The organism is Mycolicibacterium wolinskyi str. Jessa 2025 (assembly GCF_049241375.1).
Taxonomy (GTDB): Bacteria; Actinomycetota; Actinomycetes; order Mycobacteriales; family Mycobacteriaceae; genus Mycobacterium; species Mycobacterium wolinskyi.
The window spans coordinates 1,806,633-1,833,503 of sequence record NZ_CP185960.1 but is presented as its reverse complement, the minus strand read 5'-3'; the positions used below and the strand labels follow the sequence as shown (position 1 = coordinate 1,833,503).

The following is a 26,871-nucleotide window of genomic DNA, read 5'->3' as shown; positions in this document are numbered from 1 at the left end:
GCACATGTCGGCTGAGGTAGCGATAGCGCTGGCGTTGGCGCTGATGTTGACGGCAGTGGCCGCGGTCTTCGTGGTGCGCACCCGCCGCGTGGTCGCCACGCCGACCGAACGGGCCGTGCACGCCGCCCTGCACACCGCTTCGCTGGCGGCCCGCGCGTTGCGTCGCGGTCTGGACACCGAGTCCGCTCGGACCGCCGCCCCGTTCCTGCGCGGGCTGACGGTGACCGACGGGCTCGCGCTGTTCGACGGCGACGGGGAACTGCTCGCACGGGATGGTGACGAGCCGCTATGGCAAGCCGATGTGGTCGACGCATGCGCGGTGACGGCTCGCGATTCCATCGCCGGCCAACGCCGGGTGCTGAAAAGTGTCCGGGCCACCGCGGTGTCCGATTGGCGGCTCGCCGCCGTCATTGCCCAACCGCTGCTCACCGAAAGCGGCGACGTACTGGGCGCGCTGGTCGTGGTGACGGCGGGCACGCCGGGACCCGGCATGCTCGGCGCCATCGGCGAAGTCGCGCGGTATGCCGCGAGCCAGATCGAGCTGGCCGAGCTCGACGCGTCGCGTGCGCGGCTCGACCGCGCCGAGGTGCTCGCATTACGCGCGCAGATCAGCCCGCACTTCATCTACAACGCGCTCAACACCATCGCGTCGTTCGTCCGCACCGATCCCGACCGGGCGCGCGAACTGATCCTGGAGTTCGCCGACTTCACCCGGTACTCGTTCCGGGCGGCCGGGCAGTACACGACGCTGGCCGAGGAACTGCGCAACATCGACCGCTATCTCACTCTGGAGCGCGCCCGGTTCGGCGCGGCGCTGACGGTGCGGTTGCAGGTCGCGCCCGAGGTGCTCAATGTGGTGGTGCCGTTTCTGGCGCTGCAGCCGCTCGTGGAGAACGCGGTGCGCCACGGCCTGGCCGGGCAGGGCGGCGGCGCGGTGGAGATCGTCGCGCGCGACGAGGGTGCGGACTGCGTCATCACCGTCGAAGACGACGGAGCCGGAATGGATCCCGACACGCTGCGGGCCGGCCACGGCGACGCACTGGCCGACCGCACCGACCAGTCCGCACACGTCGGACTGACGAATGTCGACCATCGCCTGCGCGCGGCATTCGGCAACGACTACGGTCTGGTGGTCGAGACGGCGATCGGAGCGGGTACCAAGGTCGTGATGCGAGTGCCGAAATTCCGTTCGGGTGTGCGGGCCGGCGGAGGTGCGTACGGGTGAGCAGGAAGCTGACCGTGCTTGCCGTCGACGACGAAGCGCCCGCCCTCGACGAGCTGGCCTATCTACTGGGACGTCACCCCGACGTCGCGGAGGTTCACACCGCCGCCGACGCGACCTCGGCGCTGCGCGAACTCAACCGCCACCCGATCGACGCGGTCTTCCTCGACATCAACATGCCCGGGTTGTCGGGCATCGAACTCGCCGGTGTGCTCACGAACTTCGCCCACCGTCCCGCGGTGGTGTTCGTGACCGCCCACGACGACAAGGCCGTCGCGGCGTTCGATGTGGGCGCCATCGACTACCTGCTCAAGCCGATCCGGCAGAACCGGCTCGATGAGGCGGTGCGTCGCGTCGCGACCGCAGGCGAGACCGCGACGCCGGCTCAGCCGGACGAGCCCGACGACCAGGACTCCGCCGTGATACCCGCCGAGCTCGGCGGCATCACCCACCTCGTGCAGCGCGACAGCATCGGCTGGGTCGAAGCCGAAGGCGACTATGCGCGCCTGCACTCGGCGACCGGTGCCCATCTGGTCCGGATCCCGTTGAGCACGTTGGAAACCCGATGGCGCGACCATGGATTCCAGCGCATCCACCGTTCGTATCTGGTGTCGCTGCGGCAGGTGACCGGACTGCGCACGGCCGAGGGGGCGGTGCTGGTGCGGCTGCGCGCCAACGGCGCGTCGCCGGCGGTCGAACTGCCGGTGAGCCGACGCCAGGCCCGTGAGCTCCGGGACCGGTTGGTCCGCGATCCGATGCGCAACCTCAAACCGACGGGCGCCGATGACCAGTAACGAACGCCCACCGGGGAGCAATGCGCGGCCCGCCGCGGCGCGACAACGGGTCGTGCTGGCGCACCGCCGCGGCGCGCGGATGGTGCGCACCCGCGTCGAGGTCCAGGAACAGACGCAGGTCGGCGACGCGTTGGTGCGTGGCCTGGTCCGCGCGCAGCTCGGCCTGGCGCTGCGGCTCGCCGCCGTCGTGGTCTCGATCGTGGTGGCGGTGCTGCTGCTGACCACCGCCCTGCCGGAGGTGGCCGGCCTCAGCGTGTTCGGGATCCGGCTGAACTGGCTGATCCTGGCCGGTCTCATCTACCCGTTGTTGTACGGCGTCGGCCGACTGTATGTGCGGCTGGCCGAACAGGGTGAGCGCGACTTCGTCCGCGTCGTCGACAGCGAGCCATGACCGGTTCACCGCTGACCGCCGCGGCGCTGCTGACCGCCGCCGTCGCGACCGTCGCCATCGGGGCCTACGGGGTGAAGTTCTCCCGCACCACCTCCGACTTCCTCGTCGCGTCCCGCAGCGTCGGCCCACGATGGAATGCCGCCGCGATCTCCGGCGAATACCTCTCGGCCGCATCGTTTCTCGGGGTGGCCGGCCTGATCGCCAAATACGGTGCCGACGCATTGTGGTACCCGGTCGGATTCACCGCGGGCTATTTGGGCCTGCTGTTGTTCGTGGCGGCGCCGCTGCGCCGATCCGGCGCGTACACCGTTCCCGACTTCGCCGAATTCCGGCTCGGCTCAGCACGTCTGCGCAAAGTGGCGATGCTCGTCGTTGTGGTGATCTGCGTGTTCTACCTGGCCCCGCAGTACCAAGGCGCCGGGCTGGCACTGAAAACCCTGCTGGGCGTTCCGGTTTGGATCGGGCCGCTGTTGGTGGGAGCGATCGTGATCGCCAACGTGGTGGCGGGCGGCATGCGGTCGATCACGTTCGTGCAGGCATTCCAGTACTGGTTGAAGCTGACGGCGATCGCCATCCCGGCCCTGGCGCTGCTCGGGCTGTTCATCAACGACCGCGGCGAACTCGGCGGCCCGCTGCCACCGAGCGTGCAGCAGCAGACCACGGTCGCGATCGAGACCGACGTCGTCGTCCAGGTGGCCGAACCGCGCGGTATCGCCGTGTCGGGCCTGCTCGACGGTCGCGAGGTCGAGGCCGCGACCATCGGCGCGCCCGGCGAGCACACGCTCGGCCCGGGCACCACGCTCACGCTCGACGCCGGTGCCGCGACCCCGGTCGTGGCCGGAACCCCGAGCACGGGCTCGGAGTGGATCGATTCGGGCGGCGGACTGGGTGGCGGGCACCCGCTCTACCAGGTGTTGTCGATCATCGTCGCGACCTTCCTGGGCACGATGGGCCTGCCGCACGTGCTCGTGCGCTTCTACACCAACCCCGACGGGCGGGCGGCCCGCCGCACCGCGCTGGCGGTGATCGCGCTGCTGTCGCTGTTCTACCTGTTCCCGACGCTGCTCGGGGTGTTCTCGCGGTTGTACGTCCCGCAGCTGCTCATCACCGGAACCGCCGACGCCGCAGTGCTGTTGGCGCCCGGCGCTGCCATCGGCGGGGCGCTCGGGCAGCTCCTGGCCGCGCTCGTGGCGGCAGGTGCCATCGCGGCGTTCCTCGCCACCTCGTCGGGGCTGCTGGTCAGCATCGCCGGCGCGCTCGCCACGGACGTCATGCGCGGGCGCGTGCGCGACTTCCGGCTCGCCGCGATCGTCGGCGGCCTGATCCCGATTCCGTTGTCACTCGTCGTATCCGGCCTCGAACTCTCCCGCAGTGTCGGCCTCGCGTTCGCGGTCGCGGCGTCCACCCTGTGCCCGCTGCTGGTCCTCGGGATCTGGTGGCGCGGGCTGACCGCCGCCGGGGCCGCGTGCGGGCTCGTCGTCGGCGGCCTGGTGTGCGGCAGCGCGGTGATCGCCGCGATCGCCGGCGGCGTCGACGAGGACGTCGCGGGCGGCTGGCCCGCCGTCATGGTCGGCTATCCCGCCGCGGTCAGTGTGCCGCTGGCGTTTCTGACGATGATCCTCGTCAGCCGATTCACCCGGCCCACGCCCGGCGTGGCCCAGATCTTCGCGCGCATGCACGTGCCGGAGCGGCTCGGCATGGGGATCGAACGCGTGCCACGGGGTTAGTTTCTCCGCCGAACAGTCCAGGAATGTGGCCGCCGTTCGTCGTCACCGACCGACCGTTCAGCGCAGCCGCCCCGGGCTTCGGCGTGTCAACCGCCAGAGCAGTGGGTATGTGACTCATGTCTCAACTACGGTCCCCGTAGGAGCCGGTTCACATTCGAGGTCAGGAGACACGGTGCCCGAGACCCATCTGCCACCCCACGAGATGCCGCAATTGAGCGGCGAGCAATACCTGGCCGTACAGGCCAGCCCAGAATTTCAAGATCTGCGAAGCAGGTTGCGCCGCTTCGTGTTCCCGATGAGCGCACTGTTTCTCGTCTGGTACTTCGCCTACGTGCTGTTGAGCGTGTTCGCGACGGACTTCATGGCCACCAAGGTGTGGGGCAACATCAACGTCGGCCTGCTGATCGGGCTCGGCCAGTTCGTGTCCACCTTCGCCATCACCGCCATCTACGTCCGGTTCGCCAACCGTGAGCTCGACCCGCGCGCCGAGGCGTTTCGGCATGAACTGGAAGGTATGGCCAAGTGACCAGCCAATTGAGCATCCTTGCCGCCGAGGGCGGGGTGGGTAACCCCATCGCCAACATCGGCATCTTCGCGCTGTTCGTCGCGGTCACGCTGTTCATCGTGATCCGCGCCAGCAAGCGCAACGCCACCGCGGCCGAGTTCTTCACGGCGGGCCGGGCATTCACCGGCCCGCAGAACGGCATCGCGATATCCGGCGACTACCTCTCGGCCGCCAGCTTCCTCGGCATCGCCGGAGCCATCGCGGTTTACGGTTACGACGGGTTCCTCTACTCCATCGGATTCCTGGTCGCCTGGCTCGTCGCGCTGCTGCTGGTAGCCGAATTACTCAGGAACACCGGCAAATTCACGATGGCCGACGTGCTGAGCTTCCGGCTCAAGCAACGCCCGGTGCGGATGGCGGCCGCCACGACCACGCTCGCGGTCTGCCTGTTCTACCTGCTGGCGCAGATGGCCGGCGCGGGCGGTCTCGTCGCGCTGTTGCTCAACATCACGGGCGATGTGGGCCAGGCCGTCGTCATCGCCGTCGTCGGCCTGCTGATGATCGTCTACGTGCTGATCGGCGGGATGAAGGGCACGACCTGGGTGCAGATCATCAAGGCGGTCCTGCTGATCGGCGGCGCCGCACTGATGACCGTGATGGTGCTGGCCAAGTTCGGGCTGAACTTCTCCGAGATTCTCGGCTCGGCCCAGACCGCGGTGTCCGGATCGGCCACCGAGGCGGTGGCGAGCCGCGATGTGCTGGCCCCCGGCGCTCAGTACGGCGCATCGTTGACGTCGCAGATCAACTTCATCTCGCTGGCGATCGCGCTCGTGTTGGGTACCGCGGGTCTGCCGCACGTGCTGATGCGCTTCTACACGGTGCCCACCGCCAAGGAAGCCCGCCGCTCGGTCGTCTGGGCGATCGTGCTGATCGGCGCCTTCTACCTGTTCACGCTGGCGCTCGGCTACGGCGCCGCCGCGCTCGTCGGGCCGGATGCGATCCTGGCCGCGCCGGGCGCGCAGAACTCGGCAGCACCGCTGCTGGCATTCGAACTCGGCGGCGTGATCCTGCTCGGCGTCATCTCGGCGGTCGCATTCGCCACGATTCTGGCGGTGGTCGCGGGCCTGACCATCACGGCCGCAACGTCATTCGCGCATGACATCTACGCGAGCGTGATGAAGAGCCACAAGGTGACCGAGGACGAGCAGGTGCGGGTTTCGCGCATCACCGTGGTGGTGCTCGGCATCCTGGCGATCGGCCTGGGCATCCTGGCCGCCGAGCAGAACATCGCGTTCCTCGTGGCATTGGCGTTCGCGGTCGCCGCCGCGGCCAACCTGCCGACCATCCTCTACTCGCTGTACTGGCCGCGGTTCAACACCCGCGGAGCGCTGTGGAGCATGTACGGCGGCCTGATCTCGACGATCGTGCTGATCGTGTTCTCCCCCGCCGTGTCCGGCGCGAAGGGCGCGATGCTGCCGAACGTCGACTTCGCCTGGTTCCCGTTGGCCAACCCCGGCATCGTGTCGATTCCGCTGGCATTCATCCTCGGCATCATCGGCACGCTGACCTCACCGGCCGATCGCGGCAACGCCGAGATCGCCGCCGAAATGGAAGTCCGCTCGCTCACCGGCGTCGGCGCCGAGAAGGCCAGCGCGCACTAGCCCCCTGCGCGAGCAGACGCAGACTCGCACATTCGCGACCCGAATTGTGCGAGTCTGCGTCTGCTCAAACGGTCTGTCCGATCAGCGTTCGCGCGCAGACCTTGTCATCGGGACCGGCAGTCAAGATCGAGCGCGCGAGGTCAAGGTCGTCGGAACGCCCGTTGGTCAGGGCCGCCACCAGCCGTCCGCCGTCGAAGTACCACACGGTGAAGGCACCATCTTCCGGCGATCCCGTGACGACCTCCTCGTCCCAATGACGGGCCGCGCCCACATATTCCAGCCGCGCCCAGTCTGCGATATCGGTCCAGAAATATGGCACCTCGACGTGATCGCGACCGGCGCCGATCATGTTCTGCGCAGCGGTGACCCCCTGGGCCGCGGCGTGGCGTTCATGCTCCACGCGCAACTGTCGGCCATGCGCCACGCTGTAGTACTCGCAGACATCGCCGGCAGCGTAGACGTCGGGGTGCGATGTACGCAGTTGACTATCGCAGCGCACACCGCCGCTCTCGCCGATCTGCAGACCGGCTTTGGTGGCCAGCTTGGCATCGGGAACCGCGCCGACCCCGACCACGGCGAGTTCGCAGGGGATCTCGGCGCCGCCGGCGGTACGCACACCGGACAGTACGTCGGTGCCCATGAATGCCGCGACGTCGGATCTGCTGATGATCTCGACGCCGCGGCGGCGCAGCAGCTCGTCGACGAATGTTCCGACCGTCGGGCCGAATGTCCTTTCCAGGCAGAGGTTTTCCTGCATCACCAAAGTGCACTGACGGCCTTGGGCGGTCATCGAGGCGGCTACTTCCACTGCGATGAACGACCCGCCGACGAGCACGATGCGTTCGGCGACCGCGGCCTCCTCGCGCAGCTTGTGCGCGTTGGCCGGCGTGCGCAGGTAATGGATGCCAGACAACGCCGAACCCTCGATGGCCAAGCGGCGCACCATCGCCCCGGTGGCGATCAGGGCCTTGTCATAGTCGAGGGTCTGCTTGTTGGTCAGCGTCACCACGTGCGCGCCGACGTCCAGCGCGGACACCGCACTGCGGGTGCGCACCTCGATGTCGTGGTCCGACCACCAATCGGGGCTGGCGAATTGGACGTCGTGCGCTGGATCCGACAGCAGCGCCTTGGTGATCGGCGGGCGGTGATAGGGCGCGTCCAGCTCCCGGGTCAACAAGGTGATGGCGCCATCGAAGCCTTGGCGACGGAGTTCCTCGGCAGCGCTGGCAGCAGCGATCCCGCCGCCGATCAACGCGATCCGTCCGACGTCGGTCATGTCCTAATCCTCGTCGTCGTAGGGCTCGAACTCCGACTTGCGGGCACCGCACACCGGACAAACCCAGGACTCGGGGATGTCCTCGAAGGCAGTGCCGGGCGCGATACCACCTTCCGGGTCACCCTCGATCGGGTCGTAGATTTCGCCGCATGCGATGCAGATCCATTTCTGCGTGAGGGAAGCCGTTGCTGGCATGGTTGTGGTGCCTTCCTGGGTCGGGGATCGGGTTCGGAATGTCATCGGGAATCCAGCGGGTCTGGCTGGGGTCGAGCAGCGGTGCGAGGTCGTCGTGACGCGCCCAGGCAAGCGATTCAAGTTCGATGGCGTCCAGTTCGATCGCCTGACCCGTGCGCAGATCCTCAACCACCAGACGGGGTCGGCCGCCTGGATCGCGCAAACGCACCTGCACATAGGCGAATTCGCTACGAAGCACGATCCGGTCGCCGTCCGCTCGCGCGAACGAGGTGGTGCCGGATTGCAGGCTCTTCCACGCGGCATCGTCGTTCACAACGGCATGCTCAAGTTGCCGAGGTAGCCGTCGTTGTCGATCAGCTCGACCTTCTTGAGCCTGATCCGCAGACCCGCTCCGAAGTCGACCAAGGTGTAGCTGACGCGACCCGCGTGCAGAAAGCGGGTGTTCCTACGGAATTCGGCAACGGCGAACTTCGCCTGTACCCGCGCGGTGGCCGTTCCGTCGTCGGCGGTCGCGACTTCCAACAGCTGCACGTTGCCGACGACGTGAGCGGTGCGTGACGGCGGAATCTGCGCGTAGGCAAGCGTTCCGGTGAGCCGCTGCGCTCGCTCGGTCAAAAGCTGGTGGTCGTCGTAGACGATCGACACGCTCCGGCTCGGGTCGAGGTCATCGAAACCCGACGGGATCCAGTAGTGGGCGTCATTAGTGAACAGGGCCAACCACTCGATGAACTTACGCTGGTCGAGAAGGTCAACCTCGTGGTAGATGAAGGCCTCAACGGTGTCTTTGTCGATGCGGGGCACATCGATCCGTGCCGCAGAGACGTTCAGTTCAGTGGTTGTCATCACGATCCTCAATCAGTTGAAGCCAGCGCCGCAGGTAGGCGCGCTGGGGTACCTCGTCGGTCGAACGCCCAACGCGGATACCGGTTTCCGGGTCGATCTCCTCGCGTTCCAGTCCCCGCGTCATCAGGGTCCAGTCGGCCGGGCTGGCGGTGGCCTCAAGTCCGGCGGTGACACGGTCGAAGCCGACTTCGATGTCGTCGGCCGAGCCGTGCCCGGCCGGGCCGTAGAAACTCTCGTGGTCGCGCAGGATTCGGTTGCGGGTCTGTTCATCGGCACCGCGCGGGAAGATCGGATACAGGTAGACCCACGTCTCATTGGCACTGCGGGGCACCACCAGGCGAAGGTGCGCGCCGACGAACGCAAGGCTGGGAAACACGTTGAGATTGAACGGGATCAGCTCACCGATCGCGATGCCGTGCGTGTCCTTCTCGGCAGTGGGGTCACCGTATTCGTGCACGGCATGCCCGCCACCGAGGTCGATTCCCCGCCAGCTCCGGTTGGTCTTGACGTTCTTCACCCACGGGCTGCTCTTCCCATTGCGCTCGCGCAGGATGTCCAGCCAACTCTGGTGCGTGAACGAGAAGTGGTAAGGGTCGATCGTGTTCTCGATCTGCAACTTCCAGTTTCCGCGGAAGACGAGCTTGTGGGCGTGCGAGGAGAGTTCGATGCCCTCGGGAGAAAGGTCGGATATGAAGTCCAGGTACTTGCGCGCGTTGCCCAAGTAGCTGTGCAGGGCGGGTGTCGTCGGCGACAAGGTGGCGAATATGAAGCCGCGGTAGGTGTCGACCTGGGCCACGTGTGCCAGACCCATTTCTTCCTTGTTGAAGTCGGACCCGTAACCGTCGTCGAACGGAACGCCGGTCAGCTTGCCCGCGGACGTGTAGGTCCAGCCGTGGTAGGCACAGCGGAAGAAATTCGCGTTGCCGAATTCCTGCTGGCAGACCGCCGAGCCGCGATGGCGGCATCGGTTGAACATCACGTTGATCGTGTTGTCATCCGAACTGCGGCTGACGATCACCGGTTGCAGACCGATGTGGGCGGTCTTGTAGTCGCCGTTGGACGGGATCTCCGACTCATGGCCCACATAGACCCAGGTGCGGGCATAGACGGTGGCCATCTCCCTGGCGAAGATCGCGGGGTCGCGGTAGATCTGTCCACTGACCTTCCAATCGTCGGTGATCAACGGCGATGACAGCCGTTCTTTGACTCCAGTCATGGCGGCGGGCGTCCTTTCAGGTTGATTTCGCGGTCTCGAGCCGGGCGCGTCGACGGATGGGTTGCTCATCCCAGCGCCGGGATCACGCTTGAGCGGATGGCCTCAGGCACACGTCCGTTGGTCGTGAGCGCCTCTTCGGTCTGCTCGATGGTGAATTGACCGGTACACAGCAGGTGCAGCGGATACTTCCCGGACTCGATGAGCCGGAGAGTCGGCGGCACTGCGCTGCTGGGTCGCCCGCGTACGCCGCGGATGGTGAGCACCTTGCTGTTGAGCGCGGCGAGCACCGGCTCGGCGCTGCCGCCGCCGCTCTTGGGCAGACCGACCTGCACCAGCGTGCCGCGATCGCCGGCGACCGCGAGTGCGGTCTCCAACGCGGCGCTCGAATCCGCGGCGTTGACAACGGTGTCGGCCAGCAACCCGCCGGTGATCTCGGAAACGGAGGCCACCACGTCGTCGGTGTCGCCAGTGACGGTGTGCGTGGCGCCCAGCTGAGTGGCCACCGACAGCCGGTGGGCATCGGTGTCCTGTCCGACGACGATGACTTTGTCCGCACCTGCCTCGACCGCACCGATGACACAGGCCAGCCCGTGCGGGCCAGGACCGACGATCACGGCGGTGCCGCCGATGGGCAGCGCGCCGATGCGGCTCATCCAATCGAGGCCGTTGGAGATCGGGATGTAGAGCTGGAGAAGGTCGGCGTCGACGTCTTCGGCGACCTTGTGCACGAGTGCCTGCGGATGCAGATACATGTAGTCGGCGTAGCCCCCGTACAAGCCGCTGCCGGCGTGGATCGACTTGCCGCCGTATCGGTACACGCGACACATCTGGTACGCACCGGCCAGACACGACCGGCACGTGCCGCACGGTAGGTACTCCTCCACGACGATGCGATCGCCTTGTTGCACACCCCACCGCTCGCTGGCCTGGTCGCCGATCTCGACGACCCGGCCCACCAGCTCGTGGCCGAGTACACAAGGCAACTCGTAGTACGGGTTCACCCCGTAGTAGGCGGCGACGTCTGTCCCACACACTCCGGTGGCTTCCACGCGCAGCAGGCCGTCGTCGGCGCCCAAGGCCGGCAGCGCCAGCTCCTCGATGCGCAGATCTCCAGGTCCGTACAGCACGGCCACTCGACTCGTCCCGGCCACCGGCTCCCACCTTTCTAGAAAATAGAATTCTATATTCGGCGAGTGTGCTACGGTTCACAAAGCGCTGTCAAGCTAGCCCCGAGACACGCTCCAGAGGACGAAGGGAGGCTGGATGAGCACGACGAAACCGGGTTCCAACCGCAAAAACGGTGTCGGTGCGCGCCGGTTACGCAGGGAAGACAATCGCCATCTCCACGGACGCGGCAGTTTCATCGCCGACCTGAAGATGCCCGGCCTGCGCGAGGTCGCGTTCGTCCGCAGCCAGGTCGCACACGGCCGGATCAACGCTGTGGAAGTCCCCGGTGACGTTGCACCTGCCACCGTCTGGACCGCCGAGACACTGGCACCGCACGCGTTGCCATGTACCGCGACGTCGACGCTGCCGGGATTTCGGGTGGCCCCGCTGCCCAATCTCGCGTGCGACAAGGTGCGCTACGTGGGTGAGCCGGTGGCTCTGGCAATCGGCGCCACCCGCGCTGAAGCCGAGGACCTGGCCGATCGCATCCGCATCGATGTGACGCCGTTGCCCGCGGTGACCGATATGGCCTCGGCCCTTGCCGACGATGCGCCCTTGGTGCACGACGAGTGGCCGGACAACGTGTTCGCGACCACCTCGGGCAGCTTCGGCGATGTCGAAGCGGCGGCTCGGGATGCCGCGGTCAGCGTGACCCGTACGTACCGGATGAACCGCCAGGCCGTGGTGCCCCTCGAGACTCGTGGCGTCGTGGCGCACTACAACCGCTCCGCAGATCAACTCGTGGTCTGGTCGTCCACGCAGACCCCGCACATGATCCGCGACATGATCGCCGAGATGCTGCAGATCGAGGGCCGCCGAGTGCGAGTCATCGCCCCAGACATGGGCGGCGGCTTCGGCGCGAAGTGCTCGGTCTATCCCGAGGAGATCACCCTGGCGGCGATAGCGATGAACGTGCCATACCCAATCCGCTGGGTTGAGGACCGTTGGGAGGCCATGGTGGCGTCCACGCAGTCTCGCGACCACGACTACGAGATCACCGCATGGGCCGCCGCCGACGGCACCATCCTGGGCGTCGAGGCCGACATCATGGTCAACGCCGGTGCATATTCGGTGCACCCCTGGACGGCGACCATGGACGCCTCGATGGCCGCGGCGATGATTCCCGGCCCTTACAACATCCGCAACTACCGATTCCGCGCTCGCAGCTTCGCGAGCAACCGCACTCCGACCGGCCCGTACCGCGGTGTTGCGCGGCCCGGTGCGTGCTTCGCGATCGAACGCACCGTCGACGAGCTTGCCCACCAGCTCGGCATCGAGCCCTATCAGATGCGGATCAAGAACATGGTGACCGCCGCGCAGATGCCCTACACCTCGGTGGCCAACAAGGTCTACGACAGCGGCGACTATCCCGAGGCGGTCCGCCGTGCGGCCACTCTGATCAACCATGACCACTGGCGTCGCGTGCAGCGCGAAACCGACCCGGCCTCGCGCACCCGCATCGGGGTCGGATACGGGTCTTTCACCGAGCAAACCGCCCACGGCTGTATCGAATGGGCTTCACGGGGCCTGGCCATCACCATCGGCATCGAAGGCGCCCGCCTCGTGCTGGACTCCACCGGCGCATTCACCCTCAGTGTGGGTATCAAGAGCCACGGCCAGGGCTCCGAGACCACGCTTGCCCAAGTGGTCAGCGAGGTCTTCGACGTCGATCCCGACTCCGTTACCGTCAGCCACGGCGACACTGCGCTTACCCCGCGCGGCGACGGCACGTTTGCCTCCCGCTCGATGGTGATGGCAGGCGGGGCAACCTTCGGTGCGGCCGGCCAACTCGCCGAGAAGGTCCTGCGAATCGCCGGCGTGCTGCTCGGCGAGGACCCCGCCGGGTTGAAGTTCGCCGACGGCGCAGTGCACGGCGCCACACGAAGTATCACCCTCACTGAACTGGCGCGTGAGTTCCTGTTCACCCCTGACCATGTGCCGGGTGTGGAGCCCGGCCTGGAGTCCACCTTCTACTACAGTCCCGAGGTTCAGACCGGTGCCTTCACCTACGCCACGCAGGCCGCGGTCGTGGAGGTCGACCTGGACACCGGCGCGATCAAACTCCTGGACTACGGAGTGGTCGAGGACTGCGGCACGATCGTCAATCCCCTGATCGTCGACGGGCAGATCATCGGCGGAGTGGCCCAGGGCATCGGTACGGCGCTGCTGGAAGAACTGGTCTACGACGCCGACGGCCAACCCAAGTCCACGTCGTTCCTCGACTACCTGCTGCCGGGGGCCGCCGAGATCCCGGAAATCAGACTCGAACATATCGAGACCCCTTCGCCGTTCACGGTTTTCGGGATGAAAGGCGCCGGGGAGGGCGGAGCGATCGCCCCTCCGGCCGCTATCGCCAACGCGGTCACCGACGCACTACGTGACTGCGGCGCAGAGGCCAACGAGACCCCGATGACTCCCGCTCGGATCTGGACCGCGATACAACGGGCGATTGCGCCTGCCGATGCACTGGCGGTGACCCGGTGAAGCCCGCCGACGTCACCCTGCATCGGCCGCGCACCGTCGACGAGGCAGTGCGGACCCTGTCCGCATGCGGCGACAATGCCAAGGTCCTCGCCGGCGGACAGAGCCTGCTGCCGATCATGAACATGCGCTTCGCGGAGCCGAGCGACCTGATCGACATCACCGCGATCACCGACCTGCGCCAGTACCACGATCACGGCGACCACGTCGCCTACGGCGCCACCGTGACTCACATGATGGTCGAAAATCGACTTGTTCCCGACGCCGGCGGCGGATTACTCAGCCGCGCCGCGGCCGGTATCGGCTACCGCGCCATTCGAAACCGCGGCACCATCGGTGGCAGCCTCGCGCACTCCGACTCCTCAGCCGAGTGGCCGACCATCCTGTCGAGCCTCGGTGCGTGCGTCACCGCCACCTCCGTACGCGGGTCCCGCGAAATCCCGCTGACCGACCTGCTGCTCGGCTTCTTCACCACGAGCCTCGAGTGGGACGAGATCATCACCGCGGTGCGGGTTCCCCGCGTGTCCCCCGACCGGATGTGGGCACTGCACAAGACAAATCGCAAGACCGGCGAGTTCGCGGAGTCGCTCGCCGTGGGGACCTTCGGCCTGGGTGTCGACGGCACCGTCGCCGAACCTCGACTCTGGCTGGGCGCCGCTCGCGACGTTCCGATCAGGTTGTCGCGCACCGAAGAAGCCGTCGTCGGGCGTCGACCCGACGCGCTGACCGTCACCGACTTGCTGGGCCCGGTCGCCGCAGACATCGCGGCCTCACCCGAGCCGGCCGATCCCGCCGAACGTCACCGACTCCAACTGCACGCGGTCACCGTCCAGCGTGCGTTGCTCAACGCCCGAAGGGTAGGCACCGATGACTGACCTCACCGTCAACCTCAAGATCAACGGGGAGCACCGCGAGATCCGCACCCGGGGGCGCACCAGCTTGGCCGACCTGCTGCGTGACCAATTGGACTTGACCGGAACGCATTTGGGCTGCGAACAGGGCGTGTGCGGCGCCTGCACAGTCCTCGTCGACGGGCTACCGGTGCGGTCGTGCCTGACCCTTGCCGGTTCCTGTGAAGGGGCCGAGGTGATCACCATCGAGGGCCTTGACGACGCCGACGCTCAGCGCCTGCGAACAGAATTTTCGCGCAAAGGCGGGTTGCAATGCGGGTTCTGCACCTCCGGCATGGTCATCACGGGCTGGGAACTGATCCGCCGACGCGAGGACGATCTGTCGCGCGAAGCGGTGTGCGAAGCCATGTCGGGCAACATCTGCCGCTGCACGGGATACAACGGCATCGTGCGCGCGGTGCTCAACGCCAACGAAAGTGGCATCGCCTCCGAGTCGAACTGATCTCTTCTGTTCGCATACCTCTCCCCCGTCACCGCAAGATCCAACCGTCAGGAGAATTCATGGAATTCGTCAACCAGTTCGTCGTGCCTGCGCCCGTCGCCGACGCCTGGAAGCTGCTGTGCGACGTACCCACCATCGCTCCGTGCCTACCCGGCGCACAGGTCCGCCCGCTCGATGACGGCACGTACGAGGGGACGGTTTCGATCAAGGTCGGCCCGATGAAAGCCGGCTACCAGGGCATCGCATCATTTGCCGAGATCGATGAGGACAGGCACGTCATGGTGCTCGATGCCCGCGGCTCGGAAACCAACGGCAAGGGATCGGCCGCGGCAGTGGTGCGGGTGAGCCTCTCGGAGAAAGGCCCGGACGCGACGCTGGTCGATGTGGTGACCGAACTCCAGGTGACGGGGCGCATCGCCCAGTTCGGCCGGTCGATCATGGCCGACGTCGGCGCCCGCCTCATCGGCCAGTTCGCCTCCAACATCGAGCACCTGCTCGGCAGGACACCCACTTCGGAAGCTGTCGGCGGCGCGGCAACCGCGAAACCCAGCATTCCATCCGCGGCGCAGAACCCCGATTCAGAACTCGACCTGATCAGCCTCGGACTGCCGACGGTGAAGCGAGCCGCTCCCGCGTTGATCGCCCTCATCATCGGCCTGATCATCGGTCGCATCCTTTCCCGCGGCAGCCGCCAAGCCGATCAGCAGACGCCCGACTTCGCCGCGCTGTACCCCTTCGCCATGGAACTTGCTCGGCAGTTCCGCGGATCAGACGAGCCTCGGCCGCGGTTCTGACCCGCCAAGTCCAGGCGTGAAAGGCATGTATGAAATCGAGTGAGCAAGTCGTCCAAGATCTCCCGTGGAAGTGGTCGGTCCAGGGCAAGATCACGATCATCGGCGGCCTCGGCTACATGTTCGACGCCTGGGACGTCGCCCTCAATGGATACCTGACCCCACTGGTGGGAACGCAGTTCGACCTGTCGGCGAGTGACCGCAGCCTGGTCGCCGGCGCCAATCTCATCGGCATGGCAGTAGGGGCCGGAGTATGGGGCACCATCGCCGACCGACTGGGCCGCAAGAAGGCCTTCAGCCTGACCATTCTGACTTTCAGTCTGTTCTCGGTGCTCGGTGCGCTGTCGCCCAACTACGAGGTGTTCTTGCTGCTCCGGTTCCTCGCCGGGGTGGGCTTGGGTGGGTGTGTACCGGTCGACTTCGCGATGGTCAGCGAATTCGCCCCACGTAAGCAGCGCGGCCGTGCCGTTGCCTCCATCGGGCTCTGGTGGCCCATCGGCGCGACCCTGGCCGGGGCCACATCGATCGTGCTGCTGCCGGTCGAGCAGAACTGGCGATGGATGTTGGCCACCATGGTGCTGCCCGCACTGCTGCTGGTCTGGATCCGGCGGGGCATCCCCGAGTCTCCGCTGTATCTGGCGCGGCGCGGACGCGAGGTCGAAGCGCGACGCGTGATCGACGACCTGGTGCGCCGCACCGGCGCGACCGCCGAGCCCTACGTGGTGCCGCCCCGGCCGATCGAGGCCGACCGGGGCAGGGGATCCAAACTTGTCGTGGCGTTCCAGCAGCTCAAACTGGTCTGGACGGTCAACCCGAGAGTGACCTCGGTGGCGTGGTTCCTGTCGATCAGCATCCTGGTCGTCTATTACGCCGCGTTGAGCTGGATGCCGACGGTCTTGCGGGCGCAGGGCTACGACCATCAGAGCGCCTTTGCGAGTACCACGATGATGACAGCGGTGGGCATCGTTGCCGTTCTGCTGTCGATCGCCTTGGTCGACGTCGTGGGACGTCGGTGGCTGATCGCCATCACCGCGCCTGCCGCGTCGCTGGCCCTGATCGCCTTCGCGTTCATGCTCGAGTTGCGCGGCGAAGCTGTCCTGTGGCTGGTGTTGTTCGGCCTCCTCATCCAGGTCACCATGCCGGTCCTCTACACCTACACCTCCGAGCTGTTCCCCACCGAGCTGCGGGCCAGCGGCTTCGGTTGGACTTCGACAGTCAGCCGGATCGCCACCGGGTTCAGCCCGATCTTGTTCGGTGCCGTGCTGTGGCCACACCTGGGTTTGCCGGGAACCTTCGTCGTGCTGGCCGTCGCCGTCTCTGCCAGCGTGGCTTGGATGCTCGTAGCCGGCCCGGAGACCAGGGGCCGCGAACTCGACCACATCGCCGAATCCAGGCTGCCGGCGGCTGCTGTCGACCCGGCTGCCACATCGCCGAACCCGGTGGCCGACAGCGTCAGCGCCGGTATCGCACCGCTGCCGCAACAGTTCGATCATCGAGGAAAACCTCGGATTGACAACTGAATACGATATGCTAGTCGCATGCGGGGACAATGGAGTGACCGGCGATGACAACGCCCTCATCATTTGCTGCCCCCGGCGGGAAGCCGCCCACGGCCACTCCGCCGGAGACCGTCACCGAGTTCGTCGTCGAGCAACTGCGCGATCGCATCGTGCTCGGCCAGATCCAGCCTGGGCAGAAGCTGTCGGTCTATTCGCTGGCCGAGGAGTTCGGCGTCAGCCGCGTCCCACTGCGCGAGGCGGTCCGTCAGCTCGAGGCCGAGTGCCTCGTCGACAACCTGCCGCGCCGCGGCACCGTGGTCCGGCCACTGAACATCGCCGACATCACTGATGCGTATCAGATCTTCGAGCGGATCGAGGTGATCGCCGCCCAACGGGCGGCCACCGGCGGGGATGCCTCCATCGCCAAGGAAATGCGGTACTGGTTGGACACGATGTCGGCGTTGACCGAACAGGGCGTGCCCGAAGCCAGTGAGCAGATGTTGCACGCGCACAGGGCTTTTCATTTCGCGATGTTCCGCGGTGGCGGCGAGGGCGTACTACAGCGGCACCTTCGAATGCTGTGGAACACGTGCGAGCGGTACGTGATCAAGAGTCATACCCCCGAACGCCGAATCGCCGCGGCGCGCGAACACGACGAGATTGCCCGTCAAATAGAGGCTCGCGATCCGGACGCTGTCGCCGAGGCGCTGGCGGTGCACATTCATGCGTCGATGGCCGCGACCATGGCCAGCCTGCGCGCGATGGGCATCGCCGAGTCCGCCACTCCGAGCTGACCAATGGCCCCACCGCTGCACCGGTGGCGGCTCATGTTTCGTAGGCGTGCAACAGCTTTCGCAGCACGGCCAGCAGGTTGTCGTACTCAGCGTCGGTGAGGGGCGCGAGCATCCGGCGTTCGTTGGCCACATGCACCGGGATCATCTTGTCGATCAGGTCCAGACCGGCGGCCGTCAAGGAGATCTGCTTGATCCTGCGGTTGGCGGCGTTGGGTTCGCGAGTGACCAGGCCGCGTTCGATCAGCCGGTCCACCCGGTTCGTGATGGCGCCCGAGGTGACCATCGCGGATTCCATGAGTTGTCCGGCGGTCAGTGAGTATGGCGGTCCGCTACGCCGCAGTGTGGCGAGGACGTCGAAATCCGGTAGGGAGCAGTCGAACTGAGCCAGTACGGCGTGGACTTGCTGTTCGAGGTGGCGGGACAATCGCCAGATACGCCCGACGATGCCCATCGGTGAGGCATCGATTTGCGGGTACTCGTGCGCCCACTGGTCCAGGATGCCGTCTACTTGGTCACTCATCGTCGCCTCTCCCCGAATCCCTCCACTGCGCCACGCTAGTCGGCGTGTGCGAACACGGGAAACACCCCCGACACCGACGTCGGGGGTGTCTCCGCGGGCGGATTCGAAGATCGGCTAGCTCGATTCGACGGCGAGTTTGCGCACCACCTCGCCGACCGCGTTCACGACATCGGCGATCTGGCGGGGATCCTTGCCCTCCAGCACCTGCGTGGGAAGCGACATCGTCAACCCGTCGATGACCCTTGCCCCGGCGATCCCGAGTGACTTGCGGGCCTCGTCGTGCGCCCACACGCCACCGTACTGGCCTTGCGACGCACCGATCACCGCGACCGGCTTGCCATTGAGGGCACCGTTGCCGTACGGGCGCGACAGCCAGTCGATCGCATTCTTGACCGCTGCCGGGATGGTGCCGTTGTACTCGGGAGTCACCACCAGCACGGCGTCGGCTCTGGCGACCGCGGCCCGCAAGGTCTGTGCCGGGCCGGTCAATGCGGCCGTGTCGATTTCTTCGTTGTAGAACGGAAGCTCGCCGAGCCCCTCGTAGAGGCGCACGGCGATGCCGTCTTCCGCGTTGTCGACTGCCACTTGGGCGATCTGCTTGTTGATCGATGCCGATCGCAAGCTGCCCACCACCGCGAGCACCGTGGTCGCGCCGTCGGTGTTTGTCATCTCTGGCCTCCTGTTGACACGGTCGTCGGCGTGAGCCTCGGTTGGTTGACGGAAATTCGCCGGTCGTCGAGTACAGGGAACTGGCGCCGGAATTCCGTCGCCAGGTCGAGGTCGATCTCGGCAATGAGAACCTGTTCGCCGTCACCAACGGAGGCGGTGACGCGGCTGTATGGGTCGACGATTCGACTGGAGCCGCCCATCGCCAGGCCACCGTGCTCACCAGCCGTATTGCATTGAATGACGAAGGCCTGGTTCTCCAATGCCCGTGCTTGACCCAGCATCTCCCAGTCGGCACGCCGCACCGCCGGCCACGCCGCGGGTACCACGAACAACTCCGCGCCATCTACGACCAAGGCACGAAACAGCTCTGGGAATCTCAGGTCGTAACAGGTGGCCAGCCCGGCCGTCGCTTCGCCCAACCGCACGGTGGTCAGCGATTCCCCGGCCTCGAGCAGCAACGGCTCACCCTCACCGAAACCGAATCGATGAATCTTCCGGTAGAAGGCCAGCATTCGGCCGTCCGGTCCGAACACCACAGATGTATTCCACAATCCACGGCCCTGTCCACCGCGATCGGACCGCGCCGACGCCGATTCGATCACGCTCCCGCCGTGAAGGAACACGCCGGCGCGCCGTGCCGCGGCGCCGAGCCGTTGCACCAGCTCTCCGTCGATGGGTTCGGCACATTCACCCCACGTATGAGGGGTGAACGCCCCGTGTGCCCACAGCTCGGGAAGAACAACCAGATCGGCCTCGCTCTGGGCGGCAACCATCTCGGTAACGCGGTGCACACGCTTCGACAGATCCTCGGTCTCGTCGAACGCGAGTTGTAGCAGCGCGATACGGAGCCGACGGCGCCGCCCCTCCGCCGTTGGCAATCTCACGCGCGCAACGGAATAGCCAAGGGCCGCAGCGGGGCACCAGACGCACCACGCAGCCGGATGGGTGCGGCCACCAGGCAGAACTCGTGAATCCCGTCGCGGGCAAGCTCCTCCAGGTTGACCAACTCGATCATCGGCACGCCTGCCTCAGCCAGGAAGTGACAGTGCCCGGGCAGCCAATTGTCTTCGTGTTCGGACGGACCCACTTCGACGCACTCCTGATCGGAGGCGATCGCGCTGATGCTCTGCGCGGTGATCCAGCGCGCGGCCTCCAAACCCAGCCCGGGCGGGTTGCCCAACACCTTGGTGCCCTCGGGCCAGTACCGCATGCGGCCCGTCCGGACAAACGCGACGTCACCTTCTTCCAGCGTCAATCCGCTGTGCGACAACGCGTCCTGCAAGTCTTCGACGGTGATGGCGTACGAGTCAGGAAGACAGTCGACATTCTTCGAGCCGGCGACGTCGATCAGCACGCCGCGGGTGATGATCGGCGGAATGGTCTCCGCACCGCCGCGCATCCAATGCCGGCTGCCCAGGTGCTCCTCTGCCGTGAACCCGTTGTAGATCTTGCCGTCGACACCGAAGTGGTTGAGCGCATCGATGTGGGTTCCGGTGTGGGTGTACATGAAGATCACGTCGCCGGAGTAGCACACGTGGCGGTTTATCTGCTCTCCTTGACCATTCAGGTTGTCCACCGCGGTGCCGCCGGGCGTGTGGCTCATATAGATCTGGTACGACGGATCACCGGCCGCCTGAAAGCTCGGCATCCCGACGAAGTAGTCGATGCTCAGGTCGTACACGGTGCTGGCGTCCGCTCGCGCCAGGATGGCCGCAGCACGTTGCGGGGTAAGCAGATTGAGCGCTCCACGCTCGTCGTCTGGTCCGTATGGGCTCTGTGCGACCTGGATATCGGCGCGCTTGCCCAGCGTCTCGGCGGTCATGCCCGGGTGACTCCTTCCTGGCGCACGAAGTCGATCACAGCGCGCTCCTTGACCATGGGAAGCAGGACCTCCACGAGCTTGACGTGGTCGGGATGGTCCGAGTACACCTGCAGCCCTTCCCAGTCATCGAAGTCGGTTATCAACACCCCGTCCCAGGGATCGCCGTTGTCTCCGGGATCGCCGGTGTGACCACCGATCTCGAAGTGGCGCACGGCTTCCTGTGACGCGGAGTATTCGGTCAGCAGCTCGATCACCTTGCCGGCGTCCTGCTGGTCGACGACCTTCCATGCGAAGACGTGTCGAATCACGAGTTCATCCCTTCTGTATTTAGTATTCTATTTTCTGTTATCACTGCAGCGTAGGCGAGGCGGTTCCGGTTGTCGAGCATCCGAGTCGGCACGTGGCGTTGTAGCGCCTTGCGGCCCTTGGCTATTGAGCGGGCTGCGGCGACTTCACCACCACGTCGCGATCGCTTGCGACGGTGGGCATCATCTTCGTGGCGAAGAACGACGCGAGTGCCAGCACACTCAGGAACATCGCGACGGCAGGCCAGTTGTCATCGGTGCCCAACAGCGCGGTGGCGATGAGCGGCGACAGGCCGGCACCCAACACGGTGCCGATGCCGTAGCCGACCGACATACCGCTGTAGCGGATGTGTACGGGGAACACCTGAGCGTAGTAGGCCGGCATCGCACCGTAGGACAAGCAGAAAGGCGCGAACAGCACGAGGTACGCGAGGAACATCACCCAGAGGTTCGCCGTGCCCATCATGAAGAACCAGATCCAGGGGACAAACACCATTCCCAGCGCGCCCAGCATGAACACGCGCTGCCGGCTGATCCGGTCGGAAAGCGCTCCGCCGTAGACAATCCCGGCGATGCCGATGATGTTCGATCCACAAACCAGCCCAAGCATCACGGAGCGTGAGAAGCCCAGTGTCTCAGTGCCGTAACTCAGGGAGAAGACAGCAGACAGGTAGAACACCGCGCCCGTCGGAAGGTATGAGATCGCCATCAGCAAGACCAAGCCACCATGCTCGGTGATGACTGTCCAAAGCGGGAGCTTCTGCACTTTGCCACGCTTTTTCGCCTGTTCGAACTCTGGGCTTTCGGCGATCTTGAGCCGGATTACCAAGCCCAGGACGAGAAGCACTGCGCTGAGAAGGAACGGCACCCGCCATCCCCACGCCATGAACGACTCTTCCGGCAGGTACGACAACACGAAAAACACCGCGGTCGCCAGTATCAAGCCGCAGCTGGCGCCTGTGTTGATGATGCCGCCGAACAATCCACGCCGTTTGGGCTCAGCGTGCTCGACGCTCATCAGCACCGCGCCGCCGTACTCTCCGCCCAGAGAGACGCCTTGGATGAGCCGCAGAACGACCAGGGCGATCGGTGCGGCGATGCCGATCGACGCATAGGTGGGCAGCAGGCCCATCAAGAACGTCGCGCCGCCCATCATGCACAACGTGACGATGAGCAGAGTCTTGCGGCCGACCCGGTCGCCGTAATGGCCGACCACGGCGGCTCCCACCGGCCGAGCGACGAACGCGATCGCAAACGTGCTCAGGGACAACAGCGTTCCCACGAAGGAGTCGTAGTTCGGGAAGAACAGCTTGCTGAACACCAGCGCAGACGACGTGCCGTAGATGAAGAACTCGTACCACTCAATGACGGTGCCGGTGAGGCTGGCCGCCACAACGCGCGAAGGACGCTCGCGCGTGGCGGGCGTCGTGGATTCGATCATGATTCTGCTTTCTGCTGAGGGGCTGACATATGCCGAATGCGATGGCCCACCGAGTGCGGTCGTCGCTCGGAGTCGGCACCCGCCGTCGGCGCTGGGTGACTGTGGCAGCTAACTGCCCGGATGCGTTGCCGACTCCCCTCTCAGTTCATGTTGTGAGCTGGGTAACATGAAATAGCATTCTAAATACTGAAGGCATGCCGGTGTCAAGTCTTAACGTTAAGATTTCTCGACGGGGCGTTTCCGCTGTGTTTCGGCACCTATCGACGTGTGGCCACCCACAGGGATTCGCAGTGTCAAACACGCGAGGCGCCGCTCACCCTTGCTCAGGCCTCGACCGTCGGGTCTCCCTCGAGAGCGGATACGCCCAGGCAGCGAACCGCACTCCCAGCGCGACCGGGTACCCAGCAAACGTTCACGAACCATATGGACGCCCGGCCCTGACCGCGAATTTGAGTGCTTCTACCTAGGGACTACGTAGCGCTGCGGCCATACGGTTTCAGCCATGACAGCACCGTTGTTCCCCAGCCCGGCCGAGGTCGCGGCCAGCACCCCGCCCGACCGTGACCGGGCCATCGACGTCATCCGCATCGTGTCCCTGGTGGGTGTGGTGTTCGGTCACACGGTCATGGCCACGAGCACGATCCGCGATGACGTGTTCATCTGGAGCAACCTGCTCACCGCGTCGACCGTCTTCCAGGCGTTGACTTGGGTGTTCCAGATCATGCCGCTGTTCTTCTTCGCGGGCGTCGCCGCGTGCGTGCAGTCATGGCGGCCCGGGACATCATGGGGCGGTTGGCTGTTGCGCCGGTGCACGCGGCTGTACCGCCCGGTGTTCTACTACCTGGCGTTCTGGACGGCGGCGCTCGCAATCCTGCGATTCCTGCTGCCCGAGCATGTATACGAACCGGTCGCGGGTATCTCCATCCAGCTGTTGTGGTTCCTCGGCGCGTATGTGCTCGTGCTGGCGGCCGTGCCGCTGCTGGCCCGCATCACCACAACGGCCCAGCTGGTCGGCGCCGTCGTCGGTACCTATGCGTTCATCGCGCTGATCGACGCGGTTCGCATCACCACGGACGGGGCCGGCTACGCCTCGCTGGGCTATCTCAACACGGTCGTGTGGCTGATCCCCGGCATGTTCGGTGTCGCCTACCGGCGCAACCTGTTGCCCGCCCCCGCCGCGCTCAAGGTCGGCCTCGGCATGCTCGGCGTCAACCTGGCGCTGCTGTACTTCGGCCCGTATGAGCTCAGCCTGGTCGGCATCGAGACCCAGCAGCTCAAGAACATGACGCCGCCGTCCCTGCTGCTGGCCGGGCACGCGATCATGATGTGCGCGTTCGCGATTGCCGCGGCCCCCGCGATCTCGCGGTGGGCGCAGCGCCCGCGCGTGTGGTGGCTGGCGGCAATCGGCAACTCCGGCGCGATGACGCTGTATCTGTGGCACATGCCGCTGTTGCTCGCGATGCACCTGGTGTTCGACTACCTGGGGCTCGATCGCTACGACCCGACCGCTCCGGGCTTCGTGGTCCTGTCGATCGTGCAGCTGGTGTTGATGGCCGGTTTGGTCGGTCTCGCGTTCGTCGCACTACGGCCACTTGAGAACTCCCCGCTGCCGCTGTGGGACGGCGGTTCGGTGAGCACGCCCGGAATGCGCAGCGCCGCAGTCGGTTTGCTGCTCTGCGTGGCGGGTGCGGCGACCCTGACCTCGGTCGCGTGGGGCCTCAAGGACCAAGGCGTGTACTACGTGGCGGTCATGGTCGCCGCATTGATCGCCGCTCGGTGGACCGCATCAATGCCGAGAGTTACTGCCACATGCTGACAGGGATCCTCGGCGTTGACGGCTAAGCAGCACGGTCGAACCCCGCGAACCCACACCGTGGACCGCACGACTGACCGGGTACGACAATCCCGTGCCGCTGCAGCACTTGAGCCACCTTCCAAGCTGTCTGGCACGGTCGGTCGAAAACCTGCCCGTAGGAAAGCCTCACTGTCGACCGGCCGTCGACCGCGGCGTCTAGGTCTCTTTCGAAATCCGCGTCTCGCCGCGTCGCCGAGTCGTGATACACCCGGCCGTCGAGTTCGATCACGACCCGTTCGCCGTACTCGGCGTCGCGATAGCAGACGCCGACGGATGTGGCGGACCGCTTCTGCCGCGCGGCCCGGGGTAAACAATGCGGCCGCTCGACGCGAACGAGATATCCGTGCTCGAGAACCGAGCAGGTGCCCTCGGAGATATCGACCAAAACCGCCCGCAACCATCCGCGACGGCGAACTCGCTCACGAGTATCGAGTGCCTGCAGCAGCCGCCGTGCCGTCGTGCGCCGGGATTGGCACGCGTTGGCCAGGACAGCGATGGCGTCGAGTTCGCGCGCGGCACGGCACGCGACGTCGAGCACGGCTTCGTCGTATCGGATACGCGGTGGACGGACGTTCCAGAGCACCCGCTCATCCAGGTGCGCCAAGTGGTGAATACGGACTCCCGCCGGCTCAGCCAATAACGCGCGCTGACGCGTGACGGCGACATGGATCGGAGACGATTCGTCTCCCAGAGCCGATTCGAAGCACAGGGCCGCTGGAGCGGCGTAAAGCACTGCGGCCCACGCTCTTTGCAGCCATGTCAACGGCCCGGTGTGATTCACATACACACCTGCGTGAACCCGTGCCCACTCGTTGCGTCTGAGCAACCGCCGGATGTCGTGCTCCTGCAAACCCGCGTCCAACGCCTGCCGACGCGATATCACCCCATCCTGCTGCCGGAGCACATCATCGACGACCATCGCTTCGATACTCGTCGACCAGGTACGGCGACCACCAGCACTCTTCGGCGATCTGTGGATAACCGACTGCGCCGAGAGTTACTGCCACATGCTGACAGGGATCCTCGGCGTTGACGGCTAACCGCGGCCTAACCGCTCTTGCGGCGGAACTCCCGACGGTTTTCCACCGGCCCGTGGGCGCGTGGTTGCGCGCGCCCACCGTCCTTGTGGTCGGCTCCGCCGGCCGACTTCGCCTTCTTGCGCTCCAGCGCCTCCCGGAACTTACGCTTGTTGTCGTCTTCCGGTGTCTCAGCCATAAGCCGCAGCGTAGCGCGGTTCCGGCGTCAGCGTCACCGGGATTTATCGCAGCCCCGGCGGCATCCCGTACAGATGTGAGATCGGCAGGGTCAGCAACACCCGCCGATCGTCGACCATGGCGCGCCGGTAGTCGTCCCAATCCGGATGCTCACCGGCGATGTTGCGATACAACGCGATCAAGCCCTCGACGGTGTCGTCGTGTGGGTTGGCCGCGGGCGGGGTGAGAATCGCGTCGCCTTCGGCAACCGCGTATGCCCAGCCGTCGTCGGAGCTGACGTGGATCGACGCTCTCGGGTCACGGCGCAGGTTGCGGGTTTTCGCGCGCGGCTCGGTGATCGACACCTGGATGGTGACCGCCCGCGGATCGAAGTGGTACGACACGTTCGACAGCTGCGGACGGCCATCCTGCTTGATGGTCGCGAGCACCCCCATCGAATTGCCGCTGATCAAAGCCAATAGCTTGTCGTCGAAAACCTGGCGCCCCATAATCCGAGCGTACGTCTTTACCATCGACTCGATGACTGTGATTGACGGCAACACCGTCCTGGAATTCGGCTGAGCATCGGCCGGGCCCGGTTCATCGGAGCTACGCTGATCAGTCATGACGCGCTACGCCGCATTCCTCCGGGGTGTCAACGTCGGCGGAGTCAATCTCAAGATGGCCGAGGTGGCCAAAGCGCTCGAGGACGCCGGCTTCACCGACGTCCGCACGATTCTGGCCAGCGGAAATGTCTTGCTGGACAGCAGTTCCCCGGCGAAGAAGGTTCGCAGCACCGCGGAGAAGGCGCTGCGCGCGGGCTTCGGGTACGAGGCGTGGGTTCTGGTGTACGACCTCAAGACGGTGGCGGCGATCTCGGCCGGTTACCCGTTCGAGCGTGAGGTCGAGGGCCACCATTCGTATGTGACGTTCGTGAGCGACCCCGATGTACTCGACGAGCTGGCGGGCCTGCCCGCGGCGCCTGACGAGAAGATCGAGCGGGGTGACGGGGTGCTCTACTGGCAGATCGCGCGAAACGCCACGCTGGGCAGCACGATCGGCAAGACCATGGGCAGGAAGCGGTACAAATCGTCGACCACCACCAGAAACCTGCGCACGCTGGAGAAAGTCTTGCGTTGACACAGGTTCGG

29 protein-coding genes and 1 pseudogene are annotated in these 26,871 nt (G+C 65.9%); 14 read left to right on the top strand and 16 right to left on the bottom strand.

What is annotated here, in order from left to right; all coding sequences use genetic code 11:
* Positions 1–4: 4 nt before the first annotated feature.
* The 6 genes from ACOI2T_RS09215 (at position 5) to ACOI2T_RS09190 (ending at position 6,300) form a co-directional block, all read left to right on the top strand.
* Positions 5–1,225 (top strand): sensor histidine kinase, encoded by a 1,221-nt coding sequence (locus tag ACOI2T_RS09215; protein ID WP_409503198.1) that lies wholly within the window; start codon positions 5–7, stop codon positions 1,223–1,225.
* Positions 1,222–2,016, top strand: coding sequence for a LytR/AlgR family response regulator transcription factor (locus tag ACOI2T_RS09210; protein ID WP_067850687.1), 795 nt, complete (start codon positions 1,222–1,224; stop codon positions 2,014–2,016). Before ACOI2T_RS09215 ends, ACOI2T_RS09210 begins: the two co-directional genes overlap by 4 nt.
* Positions 2,006–2,407 (top strand): hypothetical protein, encoded by a 402-nt coding sequence (locus ACOI2T_RS09205; RefSeq protein ID WP_067850685.1) that lies wholly within the window; start codon positions 2,006–2,008, stop codon positions 2,405–2,407. Before ACOI2T_RS09210 ends, ACOI2T_RS09205 begins: the two co-directional genes overlap by 11 nt.
* Positions 2,404–4,134, top strand: coding sequence for a sodium/solute symporter (locus ACOI2T_RS09200; RefSeq protein ID WP_409503199.1), 1,731 nt, complete (start codon positions 2,404–2,406; stop codon positions 4,132–4,134). The genes ACOI2T_RS09205 and ACOI2T_RS09200 overlap by 4 nt, the downstream gene beginning before the upstream one ends.
* 172 nt (positions 4,135–4,306) lie before the next feature.
* On the top strand, positions 4,307–4,660 hold the full coding sequence (locus ACOI2T_RS09195; RefSeq protein ID WP_374214019.1) for a DUF485 domain-containing protein: 354 nt from the start codon (positions 4,307–4,309) through the stop codon (positions 4,658–4,660).
* Between the two features lie 8 nt (positions 4,661–4,668).
* The gene (locus ACOI2T_RS09190; RefSeq protein WP_067851004.1) at positions 4,669–6,300 is read left to right on the top strand and encodes a monocarboxylic acid transporter; all 1,632 of its coding nucleotides are present in this window, start codon (positions 4,669–4,671) and stop codon (positions 6,298–6,300) included.
* 64 nt (positions 6,301–6,364) lie between these two features.
* Here the strand turns inward: ACOI2T_RS09190 and ACOI2T_RS09185 are convergent, their stop codons facing one another.
* From ACOI2T_RS09185 to ACOI2T_RS09160, 6 genes are all read right to left on the bottom strand, one after another.
* Positions 6,365–7,576, bottom strand: a complete 1,212-nt coding sequence (locus tag ACOI2T_RS09185) for an NAD(P)/FAD-dependent oxidoreductase (RefSeq protein ID WP_409503200.1) — start codon at positions 7,574–7,576, stop codon at positions 6,365–6,367.
* A 3-nt stretch (positions 7,577–7,579) separates the two neighbouring features.
* Positions 7,580–7,771 (bottom strand): rubredoxin, encoded by a 192-nt coding sequence (gene rd / locus ACOI2T_RS09180; RefSeq protein ID WP_084356665.1) that lies wholly within the window; start codon positions 7,769–7,771, stop codon positions 7,580–7,582.
* Positions 7,695–8,084 carry a hypothetical protein gene (locus ACOI2T_RS09175; RefSeq protein WP_409503201.1) on the bottom strand — a complete coding sequence of 130 codons (390 nt, stop codon included), beginning with the start codon at positions 8,082–8,084 and terminating at the stop codon, positions 7,695–7,697. The genes rd and ACOI2T_RS09175 overlap by 77 nt, the downstream gene beginning before the upstream one ends.
* A complete protein-coding gene (locus tag ACOI2T_RS09170) occupies positions 8,081–8,614 on the bottom strand; it encodes an aromatic-ring-hydroxylating dioxygenase subunit beta (protein WP_409503202.1) in 534 nt (177 codons plus the stop codon). The genes ACOI2T_RS09175 and ACOI2T_RS09170 overlap by 4 nt, the downstream gene beginning before the upstream one ends.
* Positions 8,601–9,830 (bottom strand): aromatic ring-hydroxylating oxygenase subunit alpha, encoded by a 1,230-nt coding sequence (locus tag ACOI2T_RS09165; RefSeq protein ID WP_409503203.1) that lies wholly within the window; start codon positions 9,828–9,830, stop codon positions 8,601–8,603. The genes ACOI2T_RS09170 and ACOI2T_RS09165 overlap by 14 nt, the downstream gene beginning before the upstream one ends.
* Before the next feature lie 65 nt (positions 9,831–9,895).
* Positions 9,896–10,981: a zinc-dependent alcohol dehydrogenase gene (locus ACOI2T_RS09160; RefSeq protein WP_409503204.1), complete on the bottom strand. Its 1,086-nt coding sequence runs from the start codon at positions 10,979–10,981 to the stop codon at positions 9,896–9,898.
* Between the two features lie 112 nt (positions 10,982–11,093).
* Here ACOI2T_RS09160 and ACOI2T_RS09155 point away from each other — a divergent pair, with 112 nt between their 5' ends.
* Genes ACOI2T_RS09155 through ACOI2T_RS09130 form a run of 6 tightly spaced genes read left to right on the top strand, consistent with a single transcriptional unit; the run spans position 11,094 to position 17,915 of the window.
* Entirely contained in the window at positions 11,094–13,481 is a 2,388-nt protein-coding gene (locus tag ACOI2T_RS09155; protein ID WP_409503205.1) for a xanthine dehydrogenase family protein molybdopterin-binding subunit, read from the top strand.
* Positions 13,478–14,353, top strand: a complete 876-nt coding sequence (locus ACOI2T_RS09150) for an FAD binding domain-containing protein (RefSeq protein ID WP_409503206.1) — start codon at positions 13,478–13,480, stop codon at positions 14,351–14,353. The genes ACOI2T_RS09155 and ACOI2T_RS09150 overlap by 4 nt, the downstream gene beginning before the upstream one ends.
* On the top strand, positions 14,346–14,831 hold the full coding sequence (locus ACOI2T_RS09145; RefSeq protein ID WP_409503207.1) for a (2Fe-2S)-binding protein: 486 nt from the start codon (positions 14,346–14,348) through the stop codon (positions 14,829–14,831). Before ACOI2T_RS09150 ends, ACOI2T_RS09145 begins: the two co-directional genes overlap by 8 nt.
* Positions 14,832–14,890: 59 nt before the next feature.
* A complete protein-coding gene (locus ACOI2T_RS09140; RefSeq protein ID WP_067850665.1) occupies positions 14,891–15,625 on the top strand; it encodes an SRPBCC family protein in 735 nt (244 codons plus the stop codon).
* 29 nt (positions 15,626–15,654) lie between these two features.
* Positions 15,655–17,142 (top strand): MFS transporter, encoded by a 1,488-nt coding sequence (locus ACOI2T_RS09135; RefSeq protein ID WP_409503208.1) that lies wholly within the window; start codon positions 15,655–15,657, stop codon positions 17,140–17,142.
* 44 nt (positions 17,143–17,186) lie between these two features.
* The gene (locus ACOI2T_RS09130; protein WP_409503209.1) at positions 17,187–17,915 is read left to right on the top strand and encodes a GntR family transcriptional regulator; all 729 of its coding nucleotides are present in this window, start codon (positions 17,187–17,189) and stop codon (positions 17,913–17,915) included.
* Positions 17,916–17,946: 31 nt separating this feature from the next.
* On the opposite strand, the gene ACOI2T_RS09125 is transcribed toward ACOI2T_RS09130, so the two are convergent.
* The 6 genes from ACOI2T_RS09125 to ACOI2T_RS09100 all read right to left on the bottom strand — a co-directional run bounded on the left by ACOI2T_RS09125 (position 17,947) and on the right by ACOI2T_RS09100 (position 22,672).
* Complete coding sequence (locus tag ACOI2T_RS09125; protein ID WP_409503210.1) at positions 17,947–18,435, bottom strand: MarR family winged helix-turn-helix transcriptional regulator; 489 nt, start codon at positions 18,433–18,435, stop codon at positions 17,947–17,949.
* 114 nt (positions 18,436–18,549) lie between these two features.
* Entirely contained in the window at positions 18,550–19,104 is a 555-nt protein-coding gene (locus ACOI2T_RS09120) for an NAD(P)H-dependent oxidoreductase (protein WP_409503211.1), read from the bottom strand.
* Complete coding sequence (locus ACOI2T_RS09115) at positions 19,101–19,988, bottom strand: carbon-nitrogen family hydrolase (protein ID WP_409503212.1); 888 nt, start codon at positions 19,986–19,988, stop codon at positions 19,101–19,103. Before ACOI2T_RS09115 ends, ACOI2T_RS09120 begins: the two co-directional genes overlap by 4 nt.
* Positions 19,985–20,926, bottom strand: coding sequence for a cyclase family protein (locus tag ACOI2T_RS09110; RefSeq protein ID WP_409503213.1), 942 nt, complete (start codon positions 20,924–20,926; stop codon positions 19,985–19,987). The genes ACOI2T_RS09115 and ACOI2T_RS09110 overlap by 4 nt, the downstream gene beginning before the upstream one ends.
* Positions 20,923–21,234, bottom strand: coding sequence for a Dabb family protein (locus tag ACOI2T_RS09105; RefSeq protein WP_067850652.1), 312 nt, complete (start codon positions 21,232–21,234; stop codon positions 20,923–20,925). Before ACOI2T_RS09105 ends, ACOI2T_RS09110 begins: the two co-directional genes overlap by 4 nt.
* A gap of 121 nt (positions 21,235–21,355) precedes the next feature.
* Complete coding sequence (locus ACOI2T_RS09100) at positions 21,356–22,672, bottom strand: MFS transporter (protein ID WP_409503214.1); 1,317 nt, start codon at positions 22,670–22,672, stop codon at positions 21,356–21,358.
* Between the two features lie 502 nt (positions 22,673–23,174).
* Here ACOI2T_RS09100 and ACOI2T_RS09095 point away from each other — a divergent pair.
* Complete coding sequence (locus ACOI2T_RS09095; protein ID WP_409503215.1) at positions 23,175–24,488, top strand: acyltransferase family protein; 1,314 nt, start codon at positions 23,175–23,177, stop codon at positions 24,486–24,488.
* Between the two features lie 22 nt (positions 24,489–24,510).
* Here ACOI2T_RS09095 and ACOI2T_RS09090 read toward each other — a convergent pair whose 3' ends face one another.
* From ACOI2T_RS09090 to ACOI2T_RS09075, 4 genes and pseudogenes are all read right to left on the bottom strand, one after another.
* Positions 24,511–25,110, bottom strand: a complete 600-nt coding sequence (locus ACOI2T_RS09090) for a putative endonuclease domain-containing protein (protein ID WP_409503398.1) — start codon at positions 25,108–25,110, stop codon at positions 24,511–24,513.
* Positions 25,111–25,362: 252 nt separating this feature from the next.
* A pseudogene (locus tag ACOI2T_RS09085) lies at positions 25,363–25,446 on the bottom strand (hypothetical protein); the annotation flags it as partial.
* 128 nt (positions 25,447–25,574) lie between these two features.
* A complete protein-coding gene (locus ACOI2T_RS09080; protein ID WP_110774989.1) occupies positions 25,575–25,742 on the bottom strand; it encodes a DUF5302 domain-containing protein in 168 nt (55 codons plus the stop codon).
* A gap of 43 nt (positions 25,743–25,785) precedes the next feature.
* The gene (locus tag ACOI2T_RS09075; protein WP_409503216.1) at positions 25,786–26,229 is read right to left on the bottom strand and encodes a PPOX class F420-dependent oxidoreductase; all 444 of its coding nucleotides are present in this window, start codon (positions 26,227–26,229) and stop codon (positions 25,786–25,788) included.
* A 115-nt stretch (positions 26,230–26,344) separates the two neighbouring features.
* On the opposite strand from ACOI2T_RS09075, the gene ACOI2T_RS09070 reads away from it, so the two are divergent.
* On the top strand, positions 26,345–26,860 hold the full coding sequence (locus ACOI2T_RS09070) for a DUF1697 domain-containing protein (RefSeq protein WP_409503217.1): 516 nt from the start codon (positions 26,345–26,347) through the stop codon (positions 26,858–26,860).
* The last annotated feature ends 11 nt before the right edge of the window (positions 26,861–26,871 follow it).